This window comes from Phenylobacterium sp. (assembly GCF_041919955.1).
Taxonomy (GTDB): Bacteria; Pseudomonadota; Alphaproteobacteria; order Caulobacterales; family Caulobacteraceae; genus Phenylobacterium.
This window is the reverse complement of sequence record NZ_JAYRSU010000019.1, coordinates 1-17,500: the sequence shown is the minus strand read 5'-3', so window position 1 is coordinate 17,500 and position 17,500 is coordinate 1. Positions and strand designations below refer to the sequence as shown.

Annotated in this window: 18 protein-coding genes and 3 tRNA genes; 3 read left to right on the top strand and 18 right to left on the bottom strand. The window is 68.1% G+C overall.

What is annotated here, in order from left to right; all coding sequences use genetic code 11:
- The first annotated feature begins 3 nt into the window (after positions 1-3).
- A complete protein-coding gene (gene metC / locus ACE3T2_RS15500) occupies positions 4-1,167 on the top strand; it encodes a cystathionine beta-lyase (RefSeq protein ID WP_374658906.1) in 1,164 nt (387 codons plus the stop codon).
- On the opposite strand, the gene ACE3T2_RS15495 is transcribed toward metC, so the two are convergent.
- From ACE3T2_RS15495 to ACE3T2_RS15430, 14 genes are all read right to left on the bottom strand, one after another.
- A complete protein-coding gene (locus ACE3T2_RS15495; protein ID WP_374658904.1) occupies positions 1,164-2,474 on the bottom strand; it encodes a M20/M25/M40 family metallo-hydrolase in 1,311 nt (436 codons plus the stop codon). The genes metC and ACE3T2_RS15495 overlap by 4 nt on opposite strands.
- Before the next feature lie 122 nt (positions 2,475-2,596).
- Positions 2,597-2,673, bottom strand: a tRNA-Arg gene (locus tag ACE3T2_RS15490).
- A 132-nt stretch (positions 2,674-2,805) separates the two neighbouring features.
- Positions 2,806-3,111 (bottom strand): ETC complex I subunit, encoded by a 306-nt coding sequence (locus ACE3T2_RS15485; protein WP_374658902.1) that lies wholly within the window; start codon positions 3,109-3,111, stop codon positions 2,806-2,808.
- A 29-nt stretch (positions 3,112-3,140) separates the two neighbouring features.
- Positions 3,141-3,217: transfer RNA gene (locus ACE3T2_RS15480), tRNA-Pro, on the bottom strand.
- 73 nt (positions 3,218-3,290) lie between these two features.
- Positions 3,291-3,719, bottom strand: a complete 429-nt coding sequence (locus tag ACE3T2_RS15475; RefSeq protein WP_374658900.1) for a PaaI family thioesterase — start codon at positions 3,717-3,719, stop codon at positions 3,291-3,293.
- Positions 3,712-4,266 carry a DUF192 domain-containing protein gene (locus tag ACE3T2_RS15470; protein ID WP_374658898.1) on the bottom strand — a complete coding sequence of 185 codons (555 nt, stop codon included), beginning with the start codon at positions 4,264-4,266 and terminating at the stop codon, positions 3,712-3,714. Before ACE3T2_RS15470 ends, ACE3T2_RS15475 begins: the two co-directional genes overlap by 8 nt.
- A 107-nt stretch (positions 4,267-4,373) precedes the next feature.
- Positions 4,374-4,976, bottom strand: coding sequence for a cold-shock protein (locus ACE3T2_RS15465; RefSeq protein WP_374658896.1), 603 nt, complete (start codon positions 4,974-4,976; stop codon positions 4,374-4,376).
- Between the two features lie 155 nt (positions 4,977-5,131).
- Positions 5,132-5,206: transfer RNA gene (locus ACE3T2_RS15460), tRNA-Glu, on the bottom strand.
- A 115-nt stretch (positions 5,207-5,321) separates the two neighbouring features.
- Complete coding sequence (locus tag ACE3T2_RS15455) at positions 5,322-5,558, bottom strand: hypothetical protein (RefSeq protein WP_374658894.1); 237 nt, start codon at positions 5,556-5,558, stop codon at positions 5,322-5,324.
- Positions 5,559-5,747: 189 nt separating this feature from the next.
- Positions 5,748-7,547, bottom strand: coding sequence for a single-stranded-DNA-specific exonuclease RecJ (gene recJ, locus ACE3T2_RS15450; RefSeq protein ID WP_374658892.1), 1,800 nt, complete (start codon positions 7,545-7,547; stop codon positions 5,748-5,750).
- 118 nt (positions 7,548-7,665) lie between these two features.
- Complete coding sequence (glpX, locus tag ACE3T2_RS15445; RefSeq protein WP_374658890.1) at positions 7,666-8,619, bottom strand: class II fructose-bisphosphatase; 954 nt, start codon at positions 8,617-8,619, stop codon at positions 7,666-7,668.
- A gap of 45 nt (positions 8,620-8,664) precedes the next feature.
- Positions 8,665-9,954 carry a homoserine dehydrogenase gene (locus ACE3T2_RS15440; RefSeq protein ID WP_374658888.1) on the bottom strand — a complete coding sequence of 430 codons (1,290 nt, stop codon included), beginning with the start codon at positions 9,952-9,954 and terminating at the stop codon, positions 8,665-8,667.
- Positions 9,951-11,171 (bottom strand): LL-diaminopimelate aminotransferase, encoded by a 1,221-nt coding sequence (locus ACE3T2_RS15435; protein WP_374658886.1) that lies wholly within the window; start codon positions 11,169-11,171, stop codon positions 9,951-9,953. Before ACE3T2_RS15435 ends, ACE3T2_RS15440 begins: the two co-directional genes overlap by 4 nt.
- 114 nt (positions 11,172-11,285) lie before the next feature.
- Positions 11,286-11,747: a hypothetical protein gene (locus ACE3T2_RS15430; RefSeq protein ID WP_374658884.1), complete on the bottom strand. Its 462-nt coding sequence runs from the start codon at positions 11,745-11,747 to the stop codon at positions 11,286-11,288.
- Between the two features lie 92 nt (positions 11,748-11,839).
- Here ACE3T2_RS15430 and phaC point away from each other — a divergent pair, with 92 nt between their 5' ends.
- Positions 11,840-13,783 carry a class I poly(R)-hydroxyalkanoic acid synthase gene (gene phaC, locus ACE3T2_RS15425; RefSeq protein WP_374658882.1) on the top strand — a complete coding sequence of 648 codons (1,944 nt, stop codon included), beginning with the start codon at positions 11,840-11,842 and terminating at the stop codon, positions 13,781-13,783.
- A 111-nt stretch (positions 13,784-13,894) separates the two neighbouring features.
- On the top strand, positions 13,895-14,833 hold the full coding sequence (locus ACE3T2_RS15420) for an alpha/beta fold hydrolase (RefSeq protein WP_374658880.1): 939 nt from the start codon (positions 13,895-13,897) through the stop codon (positions 14,831-14,833).
- Here ACE3T2_RS15420 and ACE3T2_RS15415 read toward each other — a convergent pair.
- From ACE3T2_RS15415 to argC, 4 genes are read right to left on the bottom strand one after another with little or no spacing between them, the layout of a single operon-like run.
- Positions 14,830-15,408, bottom strand: coding sequence for a histidine phosphatase family protein (locus ACE3T2_RS15415; protein ID WP_374658878.1), 579 nt, complete (start codon positions 15,406-15,408; stop codon positions 14,830-14,832). The genes ACE3T2_RS15420 and ACE3T2_RS15415 overlap by 4 nt on opposite strands.
- Before the next feature lie 9 nt (positions 15,409-15,417).
- Positions 15,418-15,900: a peptide-methionine (R)-S-oxide reductase MsrB gene (msrB, locus tag ACE3T2_RS15410; protein WP_374658876.1), complete on the bottom strand. Its 483-nt coding sequence runs from the start codon at positions 15,898-15,900 to the stop codon at positions 15,418-15,420.
- A 38-nt stretch (positions 15,901-15,938) separates the two neighbouring features.
- Positions 15,939-16,379 carry an N-acetyltransferase family protein gene (locus tag ACE3T2_RS15405; protein ID WP_374658874.1) on the bottom strand — a complete coding sequence of 147 codons (441 nt, stop codon included), beginning with the start codon at positions 16,377-16,379 and terminating at the stop codon, positions 15,939-15,941.
- On the bottom strand, positions 16,376-17,353 hold the full coding sequence (gene argC, locus ACE3T2_RS15400; RefSeq protein ID WP_374658872.1) for an N-acetyl-gamma-glutamyl-phosphate reductase: 978 nt from the start codon (positions 17,351-17,353) through the stop codon (positions 16,376-16,378). Before argC ends, ACE3T2_RS15405 begins: the two co-directional genes overlap by 4 nt.
- Positions 17,354-17,500: the final 147 nt, after the last annotated feature.

Here is a 17,500-nt window from a genome sequence, read left to right as displayed (position 1 = left end):
CGCATGGCAGAAGAAACCCGTCTCATTCGCGCCGGCTCCAAGCCCTGCGATCTCGTCAAGACGGTCGGCCCGCCGATCCAAAAGGGCTCGACCGTCCTGCTGCCCAATGCGGCCGCGCTATACGACGATGACGCCTACCTGACCTACGGCCGCGCCGGCCTGGCGGCGCACGAGGCGCTGAAGTGCGCTCTCGCCGAGATGGAGGGCGCGCAAGGCGTCAGCCTCTATCCCTCAGGTCTGGCCGCGGTGACCGGCGCGATGCTGGCCGTACTCAAGGCCGGGGACGAGGTGCTGGTCGCCGACAACGCCTACAAGCCGACCCGCCGGTTCTGCGACAACGTCCTGAAGCGCTACGGCGTCGGCGTGACCTACTTCGATCCACGCCTGTCGCCGGAAGATCTGCTGGCCCAGGCGACGCCAGCCACGCGGCTCATCGCGATGGAATCCCCGGGCTCTCTGACCTTCGAGATGCAGGACGTCGCCGCCGTGGCGGCGTTGGCCCGCCCGCGGGGCGTCCTGACCCTAACCGACAACACCTGGGGCGCCGGCTACCTCTTCAAGCCGCTGGAGCATGGCGTGGACATCAGCGTCCAGGCCCTGACCAAGTATGTCGGCGGCCATTCCGACGTCTTCATGGGTTCAGCCGCCGCGCGCGATCCGGCGCTCGTGCACGCGCTTGCCGACGGCGTCCACAATCTCGGCTGGGCGGTCTCGGCCGAGGACGCCTACCAGATGCTTCGCGGCCTGCGCACGCTGCCAGCTCGCCTCAAGCAGCAGGGCGAGGCGGCCTTGCGCATCGCCGCCTGGCTGCAGCGGCAGCCCGAGGTGGCGCAGGTCATCCACCCTGCCCTGCCCGGCTCGCAGGACCACGAGCTCTGGAAGCGCGACTATAGCGGCGCCTGCGGCCTCTTCGGGTTCGTCCTGCGTCCCGGATCCGCCCAGGCCGCCGACGCCTTCCTCGACGCCCTTACGCTGTTCGGGCTCGGCTTCTCTTGGGGCGGCTTCGAAAGCCTGGCGATCGTCAGCGACCCACAACTCGGCAAACGCAAGTTCGCGCCGGCCTATGGAGGCCCGCTCATGCGCCTGCACATCGGGCTCGAGGCGGAGGCCGACCTGGTGGCCGACCTGCGAAAGGGCCTCGACGCGTACGCCGCGGCCCTGGCTTAGGGCCGCGCCATCCGGCTCATGAACAAAGCCGCCCGCTTGGTCTGGCGGTCCAGGCTCTTCAGCTCCATGGTCTCGCCCGGCGCATGGGCGCCCTCGCCCGCGGCGCCAAAGCCGATGAGGCCCGGCAGCAGGTCGCCGACGAAGCCGATGTCGCCGGCGCCGCGCTTCAGCGGATCCAGTTCCGGCATGGTCGCCAGACCAAGGTCGCGGTTCACCTCGTTCAGCTTGGCGAGCAGCGCGCGCGAGCCGGCGCTGGGCGCCATGGCCGGATAGCCGTCCTGGAAACTGATCTCGGCCTTGGCCCCGCCCAGGGGCTGGCTGACGATCGCCGCCATCTTGGCGCGGATGCTCTCGGTCTGGGCGTTGGAGAGCGTCCGCAGGTCGCCTCGCGCCACGGCCTGCGCCGGAATGATGTTGGTCTTCCCGGTCGCGGCCGCGCCGGTGTCGGTCTCGTTCGCCGCGGCGGTCGTTCCGGCGGCCATGTAGCCGACATTGAAGGTCGCGTTGACCTCGCGCGCCTCGCGGCGGAAGGCGTCGACGATGCGGGCCAGTTCGTAGGCCGCGCCATAGCCGGCCGCATCGCTGAAGATCCCCGACGAATGGCCCGACTTGGCTGTGACCTTGAGCGTCCAGTCGGTCGAGGAGCGCCGGGCGATCGAGGCCATGTCCTTGCCGTTCTCCTGCGCCAGGCCCTCGAACTCCAGCGCCAGATCGCTGGCCTTGGCGGCGTTGATCAGGTCCGCGCGAGACGTGGTCAATGGTCGCCCGGCCCGCTCCTCGTCGCCGGTCAGCACGACGGTAATGTCGGCGTCCTTCAGGGTTCCGGCGGCCTTCATCGCCCGTAGCGCGCCGATCATGATGACCAGGCCGCCTTTCATGTCGTTGACGCCCGGCCCCTCGGCGATGTCGCCGCGGACAACATACTTCTGGAACGGGCTCGAGGGCTCGAACACCGTGTCCATGTGTCCGATCAACAGCATCCGCTTGCCCTTGCCCGAGCCCTTGTGAACGGCGACCAGGTGGCCGGCGCGGCCGATCTCGTTCATCGGGACCCAGCGGACGTCGAATCCGAGGCCCCTGAACTCGGTCTGCAGTCGCTTGCCGACGTCCTGCACGCCCGCGACGTTGAGTGTGCCGCTGTTGATGTTGACCAGCGTCTCCAGCAGCGCCAGGGAGCGCGCCTCCTCGGCCCCAGCCGCTGCGACCAGCTTCTTCTCCTGCGTCGAGAGCCCGGCGGCGCTGGCCGGCCCGGCGGCCAGGACGGAAAACGCCGCCAGGACGGCGGCGGAGGTCTTTAAGCGGTTCATTGGGCGGTTCCCCCTGCACGGATACTGAGCCGCAACCTTCGGGCCTCGTCCTGGGGAACTCAAGGGGCCAGCCCGGCCATGGCGTGCTCCGGGCGCTAGACCTCTACGTACTGCTCCCAAATTGGCGCGCCCAGCAGGACTCGAACCTGCAACCGTCCGCTTAGAAGGCGGATGCTCTATCCGGTTGAGCTATGGGCGCTTGGTGACCACACGGTGACCGGAGTCTAGCGGCGCAGTCTCTAGAAAGTCTAATGCGGACACGGCGAGCGGCTCGGCGCAACGTCCGCTCAGAAGGCGGTCCGGTTGAGCTATGGGCGCCCGCGATGGGCCTCTAGTGGGTCCAGGGCTGTTTGCGGCCATAGGCGAAGTTGTCCGCATAGGCCTTGATGATGCGCTTGGGGGTCTTCGGCTCGGTGATCTGGAACGCGATGCCGTGGGCCTGGGCGTAGGCGACCGCCTCGTCGCTGGTCTCGAAGGACAGGCGGATCTGGCCGTTCATGTCGTTGGTCAGCGTCCAGCCCATCAGCGGATCCGAACGGCGGGCGGAGGCGGGCTCGAACTCGAGCACCCAATCCTTGGTCTTGGCCTTGCCGGACTGCATGGCGTTCTTGGCCGGACGATAGATGCGCGCGAGCATGCGGACCCTCAATAGATTCTAACCGGCGCTGGTCGGGGCGGCAGGATTTGAACCTGCGACCCTCTGCTCCCAAAGCAGATGCGCTACCAGACTGCGCTACACCCCGAAAGGCGCCGGTGCGCGGGGGGGATATAAGGCTTTGGCCTTTCCCGCAATTGCACAAAGCCTCGCGGCCCGGCTTAGCCGTGCCGACGCATCAGCTTGAAGACGCCCGAGCCACGCACGACGTCGGTCCCCGCTACGTGAGCCCGGGCCTCCACGAAGGCGACGTCGCGCGTCGCCCGGGTGACCTTCGCCTCGCCCATTACCCACTCGCCGACCCGCGCCATGTGCAGGAAATCGACTGAGAGGTGGATCGTCACCGCCGTCTGTCGCACTGAGCGATAGACGGCCGCGCCCATCAGCCCGTCCAGGAACGCGGTCAGCATGCCGCCATGGACCAGGCCCAGGCCGTTGGCGTGCCGCGGCAGGGCGAAGAAGGCCTGCTCCGTCGTCTCGCCCATCTCGGCTCTGTGGAAATAGGGGCCGTTGTGACTTGAGAACGGGCCGCGGCTGCCGGAGGGCACGAAGCCGGGCGGCGGTTCGGGAACGGCGTCGGGGTCAGCCACGCTTGAAGATCCGATGCTCGATCTTGTCGCCGGGCAGCAGGCCGATCTCGGCCGCCCGGCCGCCCGCCAGCTCCAGCACGCCGACGACCGGACCGCCCGACGGGATCGGAGCTTCGGAGAGCGGCGTGGTGTTGCGTGCGATCGACAGCACGGTGCCGTCGGCCTGGATATAGATGATGTCCAGCGGGATCAGGGTGTTCTTCATCCAGAACGCCACCTCGCGCGGCGTCTTGAAGTCGAACAGCATGCCGCGATCCGGCGGGACAACCTTGCGGAACATCAGGCCCTTTTCCCGCTCGGCGTCGTTGTCGGCGATCTCGACGAAGAATCGGGTGCGGCCCTGTTGGGTCACCGCTTCCAGCGCCTCGAAGCCCGCAGGCGCCTCCCCTACCGCGCCACTGGCGCTTTTGGGGCCAGGCTGAGCGACGGCAGGCGGGGGCGGCTCCCGCGCAGGTTGGGCCGAAGGCTGCTGCGCGCAGGCGGCCAGCAAGGCCAGTGCGCCTGCGAGCACGCTCAGGCCGCGACGCGGCCACAGTTTGGATTGCACCGGAACGCTCCGAGGCTGTGGGTCACAGAGCGCGATGCATATCGCGCTCCGCCGTTTGACGAGAGCTCTTTTCGAAATCGCGGGCTTATCCGCCCGCGGCCATCGGCTCAGGCCAGACCCACGGACTCGATCTCTGCGACCACCAGACCCTTGGGCCCTTCTGCGAACCGCACCATGACGTCGTCGCCGGGCTGGAGATCCTCGATCCCCGACCGTCTCAGCGTCTCGATGTGCACGAAGATGTCGCCGCTCTCGCCGTCGCGGACCACGAAACCGTAGCCCTTGGCGCGATTGAACCACTTCACCTTGGCGCGTTCCAAAGGTCCGCGGGGCGCGAGCGGTCGGCGCGCGGCCTGGCGGAATCCGCCTCCGCCGCGGTCGAAACCATCGCGTCGCCCATGGTCGTCGTGGCGTCGGCGATCGGAGGGCGGCGGAGCGGCGCTTTCGTCCACCTCCAGCACCTCGGACACCTGCCACCCCTTCGGACGCCGGATCACGTCACAGACGATCACGGCGCCTTCCAGCGCGCTTTCGCGCCCGGAGTTCCGTAAACTTGTCACGTGAAGCAAAACGTCCTTGAGCCCCGTTTGATTGGGGTCGTCAGGAACGACGAAACCATACCCTTTGCCGGCGTCGAACCACTTCACACGCCCGCTGATCCGCACGGATTCTTCGTGTGGACCTACTCCCTCGTATTCGTAACCAGACATCTGCCCCTCTGGCCCGGTCTCCCCCCGATCCTTTCGGATAATGGCCAACTATAACACTGTTCTTGTCTTGCCAGTGCCGTCAATGGGGCATTTTGCAACCCGCGCACGCGAGGGTCGTGTTTCACGCGTTTGCATTGTTTTGGAGAGGCTCGCGATGGCAGTCCCTAGGGGAGTCGAACCCCTCTCTCCAGGTTGAAAACCTGGCGTCCTAACCGATAGACGAAGGGACCGCGTCGGCGAGAGCGGGGTCTATAAAGGCGATTCCGGGGGTGCGCAAGCGCCTTGCACGAACCTTTTTCAGCACGTCGTTATGCGAGCCCGAAAAACCGTGGTGGCGCTTGGATTTCAGTCCGGCGCGCGGCTCCAATCATCGGGCAGTTCGGGGCTGGGCCAAGCCAGGTCCGGCGCAAAGTCGATCCAGGCGTCGTCGAACGGCGGGCGTCCGGCCTCGACGTCCGCGATCACCTCCAGCCCGACGGAGCGCAATTCGGCGGCGTGCTGCGCGCTGATCCAGCCGAACCGTTGGATGTGTTCGAAGTGGTCCTCGTCCTTCCAGCGCCAGCGGCGGTCTGGGTCGATCACGATATCGAGCGAGCGATCGAAGGTGACGATTCCGCCGCCCGCCCGACGGCCTCGCAGAAGCGCACCACGCCGTCCTGGACGTGGCGGATGGGCACGACATGCCCCCTGGCCCATCTTTCGGCCCCATCGCTCTGCGCCGTTGTCATGACCGCAGGTTGCAGACCTCGCGGCGGGGCGGTCAAGCCGCGCTCAGCCAACCCGGCGGGGATCGGCGACGTCCTCGATCTCCAGTTCGACGCTTTCGCGCCCCTGCCAGTCGTCGGGCTTGAGCTTGCCGGCCACGTGCAGCGCTGATGCGCCGCCGAGCAACGCCTTGCCCAGCTCAGTGTCCTCCGCACGCCAGGCGACGGCCTTCAGGCGTCCCCCCGAGCCGTCTGTCAAGGTGACGCGAACATGCCCGCCGCGCAGGGCCATCGGTCGCTCGATCCGCACGTTGGCCGCGGCGAACATCGGCTCGGGATTGCCCGGGCCGAACGGAGCGAGCCTCTGGAAGGCGCTGTAGAGCCCCCTGTCGGCCCCGCCCGCGGTGACCAGCGCATCGATGTCCAGCGCATCCTCAGCGGCGGCCGCCTCGGCCTCCGCGGCGATGCGTTCGTTCAGGAAGGCCCGCAGGTCTGGAATCATTTCGGGCCGCACGGAGAGGCCCGCAGCCATGGCGTGGCCGCCCCCGGCCAGCAGCAGCCCTTCCTCGAAGGCCGCCTGCACTGCCCGGCCCAGGTTTACGCCCGGTTGCGAGCGGCCCGAGCCCTTGCCGACATTGGCCGCCCGGTCGATCCCGATGACCAGGGTCGGCTTGCGATAGCGCTCGCGCAGGCGGCTGGCGACGATGCCGATCACCCCGGGGTGCCAATCGTCGGCGGCGACCAGGGCCAGCGGCGCGTCGGCCTGGTTGCTCTCGCGGTCGATGATCCGGATCGCCTCTTCGAGGATCTCCTTCTCGACCTCCTTGCGCGAGGCGTTGAGCGCGTCGAGTTCGGCGGCCAGGACCGCGGCCTCCTCGGGATCGTCGGTCGACAGCAGGCGCGCGCCGAGGTCGGACCTGCCGATCCGCCCTCCGGCGTTGATCCGCGGCCCCAGGATGAAGCCGGCGTGGAACACACTGGCCGGTCCCGAGCCCTTGGCGACCTCCAGCAGAGCCTTCAGGCCCGGATTGCGCCAGGCCGACATCACTTTCAGGCCCTGAGCGGTCAGGGCTCGATTGAAGCCCACCAGCTGGGTGACGTCGCAGATCGCCCCCAGGGCGGCCAGATCCAGCCACTGGCGCAGGTCGGGCTCGGCGCGACCTTCGAACAGTCCCCTGCCCCGCGCCTCGCGATTCAGGGCCGCCAGCAGCACGAAGGCGACCCCTGCAGCCGCCAGCACGCCCTGCCCCGACGTGCAGCCGGGCCGGTTCGGGTTCACCAGGGCCGCGACGTCCGGGATCTGGTCGCGCATCAGGTGGTGGTCGATGACCACGACCTCCAGGCCGATTTCCTTGGCGCAGGCCAGGGCCTCGTAGGCCGCCGCGCCGCAGTCGACCGTGACCACCAGTTCGACGCCGGAGTCGCGGATCTTGCGGAAGGCGGCCGGCGACGGGCCATAGCCCTCGGTCATCCGGTCCGGAACGTAGATGGGCAGTTCCTTGCCCATCAGTCGGAACCAGCGCACCAGCTGGGCGGCGCTGGACGCCCCGTCGACGTCGTAGTCGGCGAAGACCGTCATCGGCCGGTCGGCCAACAGGGCGTCGATCAGCACCCGCGCGGCCAGGTCCATGTCGAGGAAGCTCGACGGATCGGGAAACTGCGCCTTCAGCGTCGGATTGAGATAGGTCTCGCCGCCGTCGGCCGCGACGCCGCGCGAGGCCAGCGCCCGCGCCAGCGGCTCCGAGAGCCCCAGCGCGAGCTGATGGCGGCGCACGGTCTCGGGATCGGCCGGCCGCTCGCGCCAGGCGCGTCCGGTCAGCGATCGGGCGACTCCCAGGTAGCCGGCGGCGGCCGCCCTGTCGGGCACGATCCTAGACCCTTTCCGGTTCAGGTGGCTTCACCTGAACCGGGCAAAAAGGGTCTACCTTCTTACGCATAGAGCGTGACGGACGCTTCAACCGGCTTCCACTTGAAGCTGTCACGCTCTAGACCGGCCGCTTCATCCGCACTTCGCGCACGGTGCGGGTCGAGGAGTTCATGACCAGCGTGTGGGTGTGGACGAAGCCGTCCTCATAGGCCACGCCGTCCAGCAGGGCGCCGTTGGTGACGCCTGTGGCTGCGAAGATCGCGTCGGCGCGCACCATTTCATGCAGGTCGTATTTCTTGTCGAAGTCGGTGATCCCCACCCGGGCCGCCCGCGCCTTTTCGTCAGCGTTGCGGAACACCAGACGGCCCTGGAACTGGCCGCCGACGCACTTCAGGGCCGCGCAGGCCAGCACGCCCTCGGGCGCGCCGCCCTGGCCGATATAGAGGTCGACGCCGGTCGTCGGGTCAGAGGTGTTGATCACCCCGGCCACGTCGCCGTCGGTGATCAGATAGACCCGCGCGCCGACCGAGCGCACCGAGGCGATGATCTCGGCATGGCGCGGACGGTCCAGCACGCAGACGGTGATCTCTTCCGGATCGACGCCCTTGGCTTCGGCCAGGGCCTTGACGTTGTCGGCCGGCGACTTGTCGAGGTCGATCACGCCGGCCGGATAGCCCGGCCCGCAGGCGATCTTGTCCATGTAGGTGTCGGGCGCGTTCAGCAGGCTGCCCTTGGGCGCCCAGGCCATCACGGCCAGGGCGTTGGCCATGGCCTTGGCGGTCAGCGTCGTGCCTTCCAGCGGATCGAGGGCGATGTCGATCGCCGGGCCCTTCCCGGTGCCGACCTTCTCCCCGATGTAGAGCATCGGCGCCTCGTCGCGCTCGCCCTCGCCGATGACGATCTCGCCGTCGATGTCGAGGTCGTTCAGCGCGGTGCGCATGGCGTCGACCGCCGCCTGGTCGGCGGCCTTCTCGTCGCCGCGTCCCACCAGCTTCCAAGCAGCGATGGCGGCGATCTCCGTCACACGGACCGAGTCGAGGACCAGCCCGCGATCCAGAACTTCCGAACTCATCTGTCTCTCCCAGCGCCGTGAAGGGCGCAGATTATCGTTGGATTCTTATATGCGGGCGATCCGCAAGAGGCGCGGTCTTTCCAGCACCGCCGAAAGGTTGGCGATGCGGTCGATCGCCGCCGTCAGCACGGCCTCGGACACGGCATGGGTGGTCAGCACGATCGGCACGCCGTCGGCGTTCTCGACCGGCTTCTGCAGGAAGCTCTCGATGGAGACGCCGGCCTCGGCCAGGGTCTCCGACACGGCGGCGATGACCCCCGGCTCGTCCTTGACCATGAAACGCAGGTAGGCGCGGCTGACGCTCTTGGCCGGATCGACCGGCGTGAAGGGCTTCAGCGTGCCGGCCGGGGCCTGGAACACCGGCCGCTTGGCGTTGGTCATCACGTCGGCGATGTCGGCGGCGACCGCCGCAGCGGTCGGCCCCGAGCCGGCGCCCGGCCCCTGGATGAAGATCGTCCCGATCCGGGTGCCCTCGATATAGAGCGCGTTGAGCGCGCCGCCTGCCTGGGCCAGCGGATGCTTCTGGGCGACCAGGGTCGGATGCACGCGCACCAGCACACCCTCGTCCGAGCGGTTGGCCGAGGCGATCAGCTTGATCTTGTAGCCGAGGTCCTTGGCCAGCTGGATGTCCAGCAGGGCGACCTGGTCGATGCCCTCGATCTCGGCGGCGGCGTAGTTCGGCGCGCAGCCGAAGGCCAGCGCCGCCAGGATCGAGATCTTGTGGGCGGCGTCGAAGCCGCCGACATCCATGGTGGGGTCGGCCTCGGCGTAGCCCAGCCGCTGGGCTTCCGACAGCACGTCGGCGAACGAGCGGCCGCCGGCGTCCATTTCCGACAGGATGTAGTTGCAGGTGCCGTTGAGGATGCCGGCCACCGACTTCACGTCGTCGCCGACCATCGCCTCGCGCAGCATCTTCACCGCCGGGGTGCCGCCCATGACCGCGGCCTCGAACAGCAGCGGCACGCCCTTGGATTCGGCCAGGGCGGCGAGTTCGGCCCCGTGCTCGGCGATCAGCGCCTTGTTGGCGGTCACGACCGGCTTGCCGGCGTTCAGCGCCGCCTCGACGGCCGCCTTGGCGGGGCCGTCGGAGCCGCCTATCAGCTCGACGAAGATGTCGACGTCGGGCGACTTGGCCAGTTCGACCGGGTCGTCATACCAGGGCAGATTCGAGATATCGAACGGACGCGGCCGGGAGCGCGAGCGGGCCGAGACGCCCGTCACGACGGCCTGCCCTCCGGCGGGCGCGAAGCCCGCCCGGTCCGACAGGAAATTCAGCAGGCCGCCGCCGACCGTGCCCAGGCCCGCGACGCCGACGCGCCACTCAGTCTTACTCATTGCGCCGCCATGGTGTTGTGGGCCCGGCCGAGGATGTCCTCGGCGTTGGCCAGAAACTTCTTCATGTTGCGCGCCGCCTGCCGGATCCGGTGCTCGTTCTCCACCAGGCCGATGCGCACGTAGCCTTCTCCGTACTCGCCGAACGCCACGCCCGGGGCGACCGCGACTCCGGCCTCCTCGATCAGCAGCTTGGCGAACAGCATCGAGCCGGCTTCCTTGAACTGTTCCGGCAGCGGCGCCCAGGCGAACATCGAGGCCGGCGGCGCTGGAATGTCCCAGCCGGCGCGCTGCATGGACGAAACCAGGGTGTCGCGGCGACTCTTATAGATCGCGCGGATCTCGTCGACGCAGTCCTGCGGCCCGTTCAGCGCCGCAGCCGCGGCGACCTGGATGGGGGTGTAGGCGCCATAGTCGAGATACGACTTAACCCGCGCCAGCGCCGCGCACATCCGCGCATTGCCCACCACCATCCCGACGCGCCAGCCCGCCATGGCGTAGGTCTTGGACAGCGAGTTGACCTCGACCGCGATATCCTTTGCGCCCTCGACCTGCAGGATCGACGGCGGCGGGTTGTCCTCGAAGTAGATCTCCGAATAGGCGATGTCGGACAGCACGAGCATCTCGTGCTTCTTCGCCAGGGCGACCGCCTCCTTGTAGAAGTCGAGATCGACCCATTGCGCCGTCGGGTTCGACGGGTAGGACAGGATCAGCACGCTGGGCGGCGGGGCCGAGTGCTTCACGGCCCGGCTGATGCCGGCCAGGTACTCTTCTGGCGAAGGCGCCGGCACGTGGCGGATCACCCCGCCGGCCATGATGAAGCCGTAGGCGTGGATCGGGTAGGCCGGGTTCGGGCAGATGACCACGTCGCCCGGCGCGGTCAGCGCCTGGGCCAGATTGGCGAAGCCTTCCTTGGAGCCCAGCGTCGCGATGACCTCGGTGTCCGGGTTCAGGTCGACGCCGAAGCGCTTCTTGTAGTAGCCGGCCATGGCCTTGCGCAGGCCAGGAATGCCCTTGGAGGCGGAATAGCGGCCCGCCTTGGGGTCTCGGGCCGTCTCGATCATCTTGTCGACGATGTGCTTGGGCGTCGGCATGTCGGGATTGCCCATGCCGAAGTCGATGATGTCGACGCCTTCCGCGCGCAGCCGCGCCTTGATGCGATTGACTTCTTCGAAGACGTAGGGCGGCAGCCGGCGGATACGGTGGAATTCGGGAGTCATGTTGAGCTCTGGCCGCGACGCCGCGGCGATGGGGAGCTGAAGTCGCGCATGGATAGCCCCCGCGACGGGGTCAGCCAAGCAGGTTCAAGGTGATTTCTGCCCCCGCCTGCCGCATTACCTGGGCGACGGAGGCGGTGTAGCTCGCTCCCGCAGCTCCTTGGCGAACGCCTCGCTGGCCGTCGTCGTCGACGTGCTGGTGTCGAGGTCCGGACCGGCCTGCGAGCGAGCGCGCGCGGCAAAGCCCTCAGTGCCGGTCAGGGTCCAGGTGTTCGGCGCGGTTTCGCGATCGAGCTTGGCGCCCGCGATCTCGAGCTGGTCGGCCGCCTTGCCCCAGTCGGCGAGCTTGCGCTCTTCCTTCGGGACGGGCGGGATCGACGCGAAGGTCGGATCCTGGCGCGAAGCCTTGACCATGCGCGAGACGTCCTCGGCCACCGGCGAGGCCGGATCGATCGGCGCCTCGGCGAACGGGTTGCCGGCGCATCCGCCCAGCAGCGCGCCCAGCGCGACACAGGCCGCGACGCCCCCGCGGGCGCGGCCGGCTGACAGTTTTGCGAAAAGTCGAAGCGACGCGTTCATTTCCTTGCCGGTCTTATGCCATGATCGCTTCGGGCGAAAGAGCGTCGGCGCTCCGAGCCCCAAGCAACTTTAAGTGCGGGAGGAAAATGGGCATGAGCGACCAGGCAGCGGCGCCGACCAAGCCCAAGGGGAAGAAGAAGTCCAAGGCGGCGGAAAAGGCCGAGAAGGTCGCCGCCAAGGTCGAAAAGACCGTCCCGCCTCCCGAAACGCCCGCTGAACCGCCGCCCGCCGCGGCCAGGCCCGAGCCGCTGGAACAGCTCACCTCGGATCAGCGCGACATGATCGAGAAGCTCTCGTCGAATCTTGCGCGCGCGGCGCTGACCGCCCAGGGCGCGATCGCCGAGGCCGCCTTGCGCCAGGCGGAGCGCCCAGCCGGGCTGCAGGCCGACCCCTTCCATGTCGCTCCCGCGCTCACCGACGTGATGGGGCGCCTGGTCTCGCAGCCGGACCGGCTGGTCCGCGCCCAGGCCGACCTCTTCCAGCGTTATCTGGACCTGTGGCAGCGTTCGGCGCGTCGCGCCGGGGGCGAAGCCGTCGAGCCGGTCGTCACGCCCGAGCGCGGCGACAAGCGGTTTAACGATCCCGATTGGGTCGAGAATCCGGTTTTCGACGTCATCAAGCAGTCCTACCTGCTGACCTCGAACTGGCTGAACGGTCTGGTGTCCGACGTCGAGGGCGTCGACCCGATGACCAAGCGCCGGGTCGAGTTCTTCATGAAGATGCTCACCGACGCCTTCTCGCCGTCGAACTTCCTGGCTTCCAACCCGGCGGCCCTGCGCGAGGCGATGCAAAGCCGCGGCGAATCCATCGTCAAGGGTATGGAGAACTTCGCCGAGGACCTGGCCCGTGGCGGCGGTCAACTGGCGATCAGCCAGACCGACTATCAGATGTTCAAGATCGGCGAGAACGTCGCCACCGCGCCGGGCAAGGTGATCTTCCAGAACGAGATACTGCAGCTGCTGCAGTTCGATCCGACGACCGAGCAGGTGCACGAGATCCCGCTGCTGATCTTCCCGCCCTGGATCAACAAGTTCTACATCCTCGATCTGCGGCCTGAGAATTCGATGATCCGCTGGTTGACCGGCCAGGGCTTCACGGTCTTCGTCGCCTCGTGGGTCAATCCCAGCACCGAACTCGCGGCGAAGACCTTCGAAGACTACATGCGCCAGGGCATCTACGAGGCGACGGACGTCGCCATGGCCCAGGCCGGGGTCGATCGGATCAACACGGTCGGCTACTGCATCGGCGGCACCCTGCTCTCGTCGACACTGGCGCACATGGCCGCCAAGAACGACCAGCGCATCTCCTCGGCGACGTTCTTCGCGGCCCAGCAGGACTTCGCCGAGGCCGGCGACCTGCTGCTGTTCACCAACGAGGACTGGCTGAACGATCTCGAAAAGCAGATGGACGCCGCCGGCGGCGTGCTCTCGGGCCAGGCCATGGCCGAGACGTTCAATTCGCTTCGCGCCAACGACCTGATCTGGTCGTTCTTCGTCAACAACTACCTGATGGGCAAGGAACCCAAGCCCTTCGACCTGCTGTTCTGGAATTCCGACCAGACGCGTATGCCCAAGGCGCTGCACCTGTTCTATCTGCGCAAGTTCTATGGCGACAACGCGCTCTCCAAGGGCGAGCTCGTGCTCGACAACGTCAAGCTCGACCTCAAGAACGTGAAGACCCCGGTCTATGTGCAGTCCTCGAAGGAGGATCACATCGCCCCGGCCAGGTCGGTCTATCGCGGCGCGCAGTTGTTCGGCGGGCCGGTCACCTTCACCATGGCGGGCTCAGGTCATATCGCCGGCGTGATCAACGCTCCGGTGGCCAAGAAGTACCAGCATTGGACCAACCCCGCCCTGCCCGGCAGCCTTGAGGAGTGGGCGGCCGGGGCGACCGAGGCGCCCGGCTCCTGGTGGCCGCACTGGGCCGAATGGCTGCGGGAAAAGTCCGGCAAGCTGGTTCCCGCCCGCGATCCGGCCAAGGGCAAGTATCCGCCCATCGAGGACGCACCTGGCTCCTACGTGAAGGTGAAATCCTAGCCGCCTAGCTCCCGCTTCGTTTTCCGCCGGCCGGCCTAGGCCGTCGCCGCGCCAAGCGCTAGCGTGGTCCCCGACGCGCCCGCCTCTCCTAAGCGGGGGCGTCGGGGAAACATGCTGAAGATTATCGCGCTCAGTCTCGCCGTCCTGCTCGCCGCCTGGATCGGCGGCGGCCTCGCACTGGTCGCGCTAGCCGGACAGTTCGAGCCCAGCGGCCGCTTCGTCGATATCGGCGGCCGCGACCTGCGGCTCGTCTGCCATGGCCCGCGGTCCGACCAGCCGGTGATCTGGATGGAGGCCGGCGCCTGGGGGCTCGCCGCCGACTTCGCCGCCCTCCAGCAGCGCCTGGCCGAACGGGGCTTGCGCTCGTGCGCTTATGATCGCGCGGGGATGGGCTTTTCCGATCCGGGGCCGGCTCCGCGCGACAGCGCCGCCATCGCCGCCGACCTGGAGAAGCTGATCGCGGCGTCGGGCGAGCGCGGGCCGTTCGTCTTCATGGGGCATTCCATGGCCGGCCAGCATGTTCGCCTTTACGCGGGCGACCATCCGGGACAGGTCGCCGGTCTCGTGCTGCTGGACGCCACGACGCCGGAAATGGCCGACGCGCCGGCGGCGCAGACCTTTCTGCAGCGGGTGCGCAACGTCGCCCGCGCCACCGCGGTCGCAGGGACGCTCGGGCTTACCAAGGTCGCTTACTACGTGGGCGACCGCATCGGACTGCCCCCACAAGGGCGGGCTGAAAAGCGCCATGCCTTCGTTTCTGGCCGCCATGCGCGCACTGCGGCGGCCGAGGTCCTGGTTTGGCCGGAGGGCGCGCTCCAGGCCCGTGCCGTCGCCCTTGACCCGAAATGGCCGGTGGCGGTCATCACCGCTGGTGATCCACGCCGTTTTCCCGGCTGGGACGAGGCTCGCCGCGCCCCCGAACGCAATTCGCGCGCCGGCTATTATGAGAACGATCCGGCGGCGACGCACACCACCTTGTTGGGCCTCGCTCACTCCGACGCCGTCCTGCGCGGCGTAGATCACGTGCTGGCGGCCCTGAGGAACCCCTAGTCGTCGGCGATCGCCTGCCAGGTCCGCGTGATCGCCCGCCGTTCCCGGTCGATCTCCAGCCAGCACCCCCCGCCCGGATGGGCCGGACGGTCCTCCTGGCCGATCTCGACTCCGGCAAGATGCGCGGCGAGCAGACGCCCTACGCCGCCGTGCGAGACGATCAACAGGTCGCCCGGCGGCGCCTGCTCCGCCGCACGGTTGAAGGCGCGCACGATCCGGGCCTGGGCCGCGCGTGCGCTCTCCCAGCCCCGCACATTCTCATCCGGCCGGGCGAAGAAGAGCTCGACCAGCGGCCAGAACTCGACTGGCGGCAGGTATCCCGTCGCTGACCGGTCGTTCTCGCCCAACTCCGGATCGACGCCATAAGTTACGCCCAGGACATCGGCCGCCATCTCCGCTCCATCCAGCGCCTTCTGCTCGTCGCTCGAATAGACGGCCACGAGGTCGGCCAGCGCCGGCGCTTCGAGGAAGCGCGCCATCCGGCGGCGGCCGAGTTCCGACAATGGCCATCGCGGGATCGGGACCGCAGGGTCGATCACGACCTCCGGGTGGGTCAGGAAATAGATGGTGGCCATCGGCCAAGGTTAGGCCGGCACGAACTTCAGCGCATCACCGTTGTTGCAGTAGCGCAGGCCCGTCGGACGCGGCCCGTCGGGGAAGACGTGCCCCTGATGCCCCAGGCACTGGGCGCAGTGATACTCGGTGCGGGGGACGCCGATCAGGTAGTCGGTCTTCTTGCCCAGCGCGCCCTTGATGGCGGTGTAGAAGCTGGGCCAGCCGGTGCCGCTGTCATACTTCCAATCGGACTTGAACAGGGGCAGGCCGCAGCCCAGGCACACATAGGTCCCGCGCCGCTTTTCCTTGTTCAGCGGACTGGTGCCCGCCATCTCGGTCGCTTCCTTACGCAGGACGTTGTAGCTGGCGATGTCCAGCCGCTTGCGCCAGTCAGCATCGCTGAGCTTTCGCCATGGCGAGTTGGCGTATGGATCGGCGGCGGCGAAGGTCGCGCCGGGAAGCGCGACGATGGCGGTGCCGAGGAGGAAGGCGCGTCGGTCGATCTTGCTCATATGCGAGATACGATTCCTGTCGCAGTCCGGATGCAAGCCTACCGGCCGGCCCAGGCGTAGAGGACGTCGGGTTCCTTCTCTTCGTTGTCCTCGCCGTTCGTCAGGCGGACCGCGACGAACCCGCGCGCCTCATAAAAGGCTCGCGCCCGCGCATTACGCTGGAAGGTCCAGAGCTCGCGCGGCGTCCCGTCCTCCATGGCCTGGGTCAGCAGGCGGTCTCCCAATCCCCGCCCTTGGTGATCGGGGTGGATGTAGAGGTGGCTGATCCAGCCGGGCTTGAAGGCGACGTAGCCGACGATCGCGCCGCCGGCTTCGGCGACCCAGGTCTCGTTCTCGGGCAGTAGCCGCTCGCGGAAGAACCAGCGGTCCTCCTCGGCGGTGTGCAGTTCGGGAAGATAGTGCAAGGACAGGCGCATAACCTGCCGATGCAGGCGGGCGATTTCCCCGGCGTCGGCCAGATTCGCCCGCCGCAGGATCACAGCCCCTCGCCTTCCGGCAGGCCCAGCATGATGTTCAGGTTCTGCACCGCCGCGCCCGAGGCGCCCTTGCCCAGATTGTCCAGCAGGGCCACCAGCCGGGCCTGGCCGCGCTCGGCGTTGCCGAACACGAAAAGCCGCATGCGGTTGCTGCCGTTCAGGGCCTCGGGATCGAGCGAGGCGTTGTAGCCGCCCGCCCCGGCCCGGGCCTTCTGAAACTCGGCGCACTCCTCGGCCGAGGCGACCTCGACGAAGGTCTCGCTCTGGTACGCGGCCGCCAGGGTCGCGCGCAGGTCCTCAGGCTCGGGCTTGCCCGGCAGGGCCCAGAGCTGCAGCGGCACCTCGACGATCATGCCCTGCGCGTAACGGCCAACCGCCGGCGCGAAGAGCGGCGGATGGTCGAGGCCGCCATAGGTCTGCATCTCGCCGAGATGCTTGTGCGCAAGCGTCAGGCCGTAGGTGCGGAAGGCGTCGTTGGTTCCTTCGGGGGCCGGCGCCTCGAACTCGGCGATCAATCCCTTGCCGCCGCCGGAATAGCCCGAGATGGCGTTGACGGTGACCGGAAAGTCCCGCGGCAGCACGCCGGCGGCGGTCAAGGGGCGCACAAGGCCGATGAAGCCGGTCGGATAGCAACCGGGATTGCTGACCCTGGTCGAGCCGGCGATGGCCGCCCGTTGGAGCTGGTCCATCTCGGCGAAGCCGTAGATCCAGCCCGGGGCGGTCCGGTATGCGGTCGAGGCGTCGATCACCTTGACGCTGTTCGAGGTGACCATGCTCACCGCTTCCTTGGCCGCATCGTCGGGCAGGCACAGGATCACCGCGTCCACGCCGTTCAGCAGTTCGGCGCGGGCGTCGGCGTCCTTGCGGCGCGCGGGATCGATGGAGACGATCTCGAGGTCGCGGCGGCCTTCCAGCCGCTGGCGGATCTGAAGTCCGGTCGTACCGGCTTCGCCGTCGATGAAGACTGTATGGGCCATCTGCTGAACTCCCTCCGCGGGGCGGATCGGACAAAAAGAAAGGGCGCCTCGGTTGCCCGAAGCGCCCTTCCCAAACGCGAGTGCTCGCGCGCGGTTAGCGCTTCGAGAACTGGAAGCTGCGGCGGGCCTTGGCCTTGCCGTACTTCT

What these genes read in the sequence shown, in the direction of transcription:
- metC (WP_374658906.1), top strand. Translation starts at nt 4, where the DNA reads ATGGCAGAAGAAACCCGTCTCATTCGCGCCGGCTCCAAGCCCTGCGAT.
- ACE3T2_RS15495 (WP_374658904.1), bottom strand. Translation starts at nt 2,474, where the DNA reads ATGAACCGCTTAAAGACCTCCGCCGCCGTCCTGGCGGCGTTTTCCGTC.
- ACE3T2_RS15485 (WP_374658902.1), bottom strand. Translation starts at nt 3,111, where the DNA reads ATGCTCGCGCGCATCTATCGTCCGGCCAAGAACGCCATGCAGTCCGGC.
- ACE3T2_RS15465 (WP_374658896.1), bottom strand. Translation starts at nt 4,976, where the DNA reads ATGTCTGGTTACGAATACGAGGGAGTAGGTCCACACGAAGAATCCGTG.
- glpX (WP_374658890.1), bottom strand. Translation starts at nt 8,619, where the DNA reads ATGAGTTCGGAAGTTCTGGATCGCGGGCTGGTCCTCGACTCGGTCCGT.
- ACE3T2_RS15440 (WP_374658888.1), bottom strand. Translation starts at nt 9,954, where the DNA reads ATGAGTAAGACTGAGTGGCGCGTCGGCGTCGCGGGCCTGGGCACGGTC.
- ACE3T2_RS15435 (WP_374658886.1), bottom strand. Translation starts at nt 11,171, where the DNA reads ATGACTCCCGAATTCCACCGTATCCGCCGGCTGCCGCCCTACGTCTTC.
- ACE3T2_RS15430 (WP_374658884.1), bottom strand. Translation starts at nt 11,747, where the DNA reads ATGAACGCGTCGCTTCGACTTTTCGCAAAACTGTCAGCCGGCCGCGCC.
- phaC (WP_374658882.1), top strand. Translation starts at nt 11,840, where the DNA reads ATGAGCGACCAGGCAGCGGCGCCGACCAAGCCCAAGGGGAAGAAGAAG.
- ACE3T2_RS15420 (WP_374658880.1), top strand. Translation starts at nt 13,895, where the DNA reads ATGCTGAAGATTATCGCGCTCAGTCTCGCCGTCCTGCTCGCCGCCTGG.
- ACE3T2_RS15415 (WP_374658878.1), bottom strand. Translation starts at nt 15,408, where the DNA reads ATGGCCACCATCTATTTCCTGACCCACCCGGAGGTCGTGATCGACCCT.
- msrB (WP_374658876.1), bottom strand. Translation starts at nt 15,900, where the DNA reads ATGAGCAAGATCGACCGACGCGCCTTCCTCCTCGGCACCGCCATCGTC.
- argC (WP_374658872.1), bottom strand. Translation starts at nt 17,353, where the DNA reads ATGGCCCATACAGTCTTCATCGACGGCGAAGCCGGTACGACCGGACTT.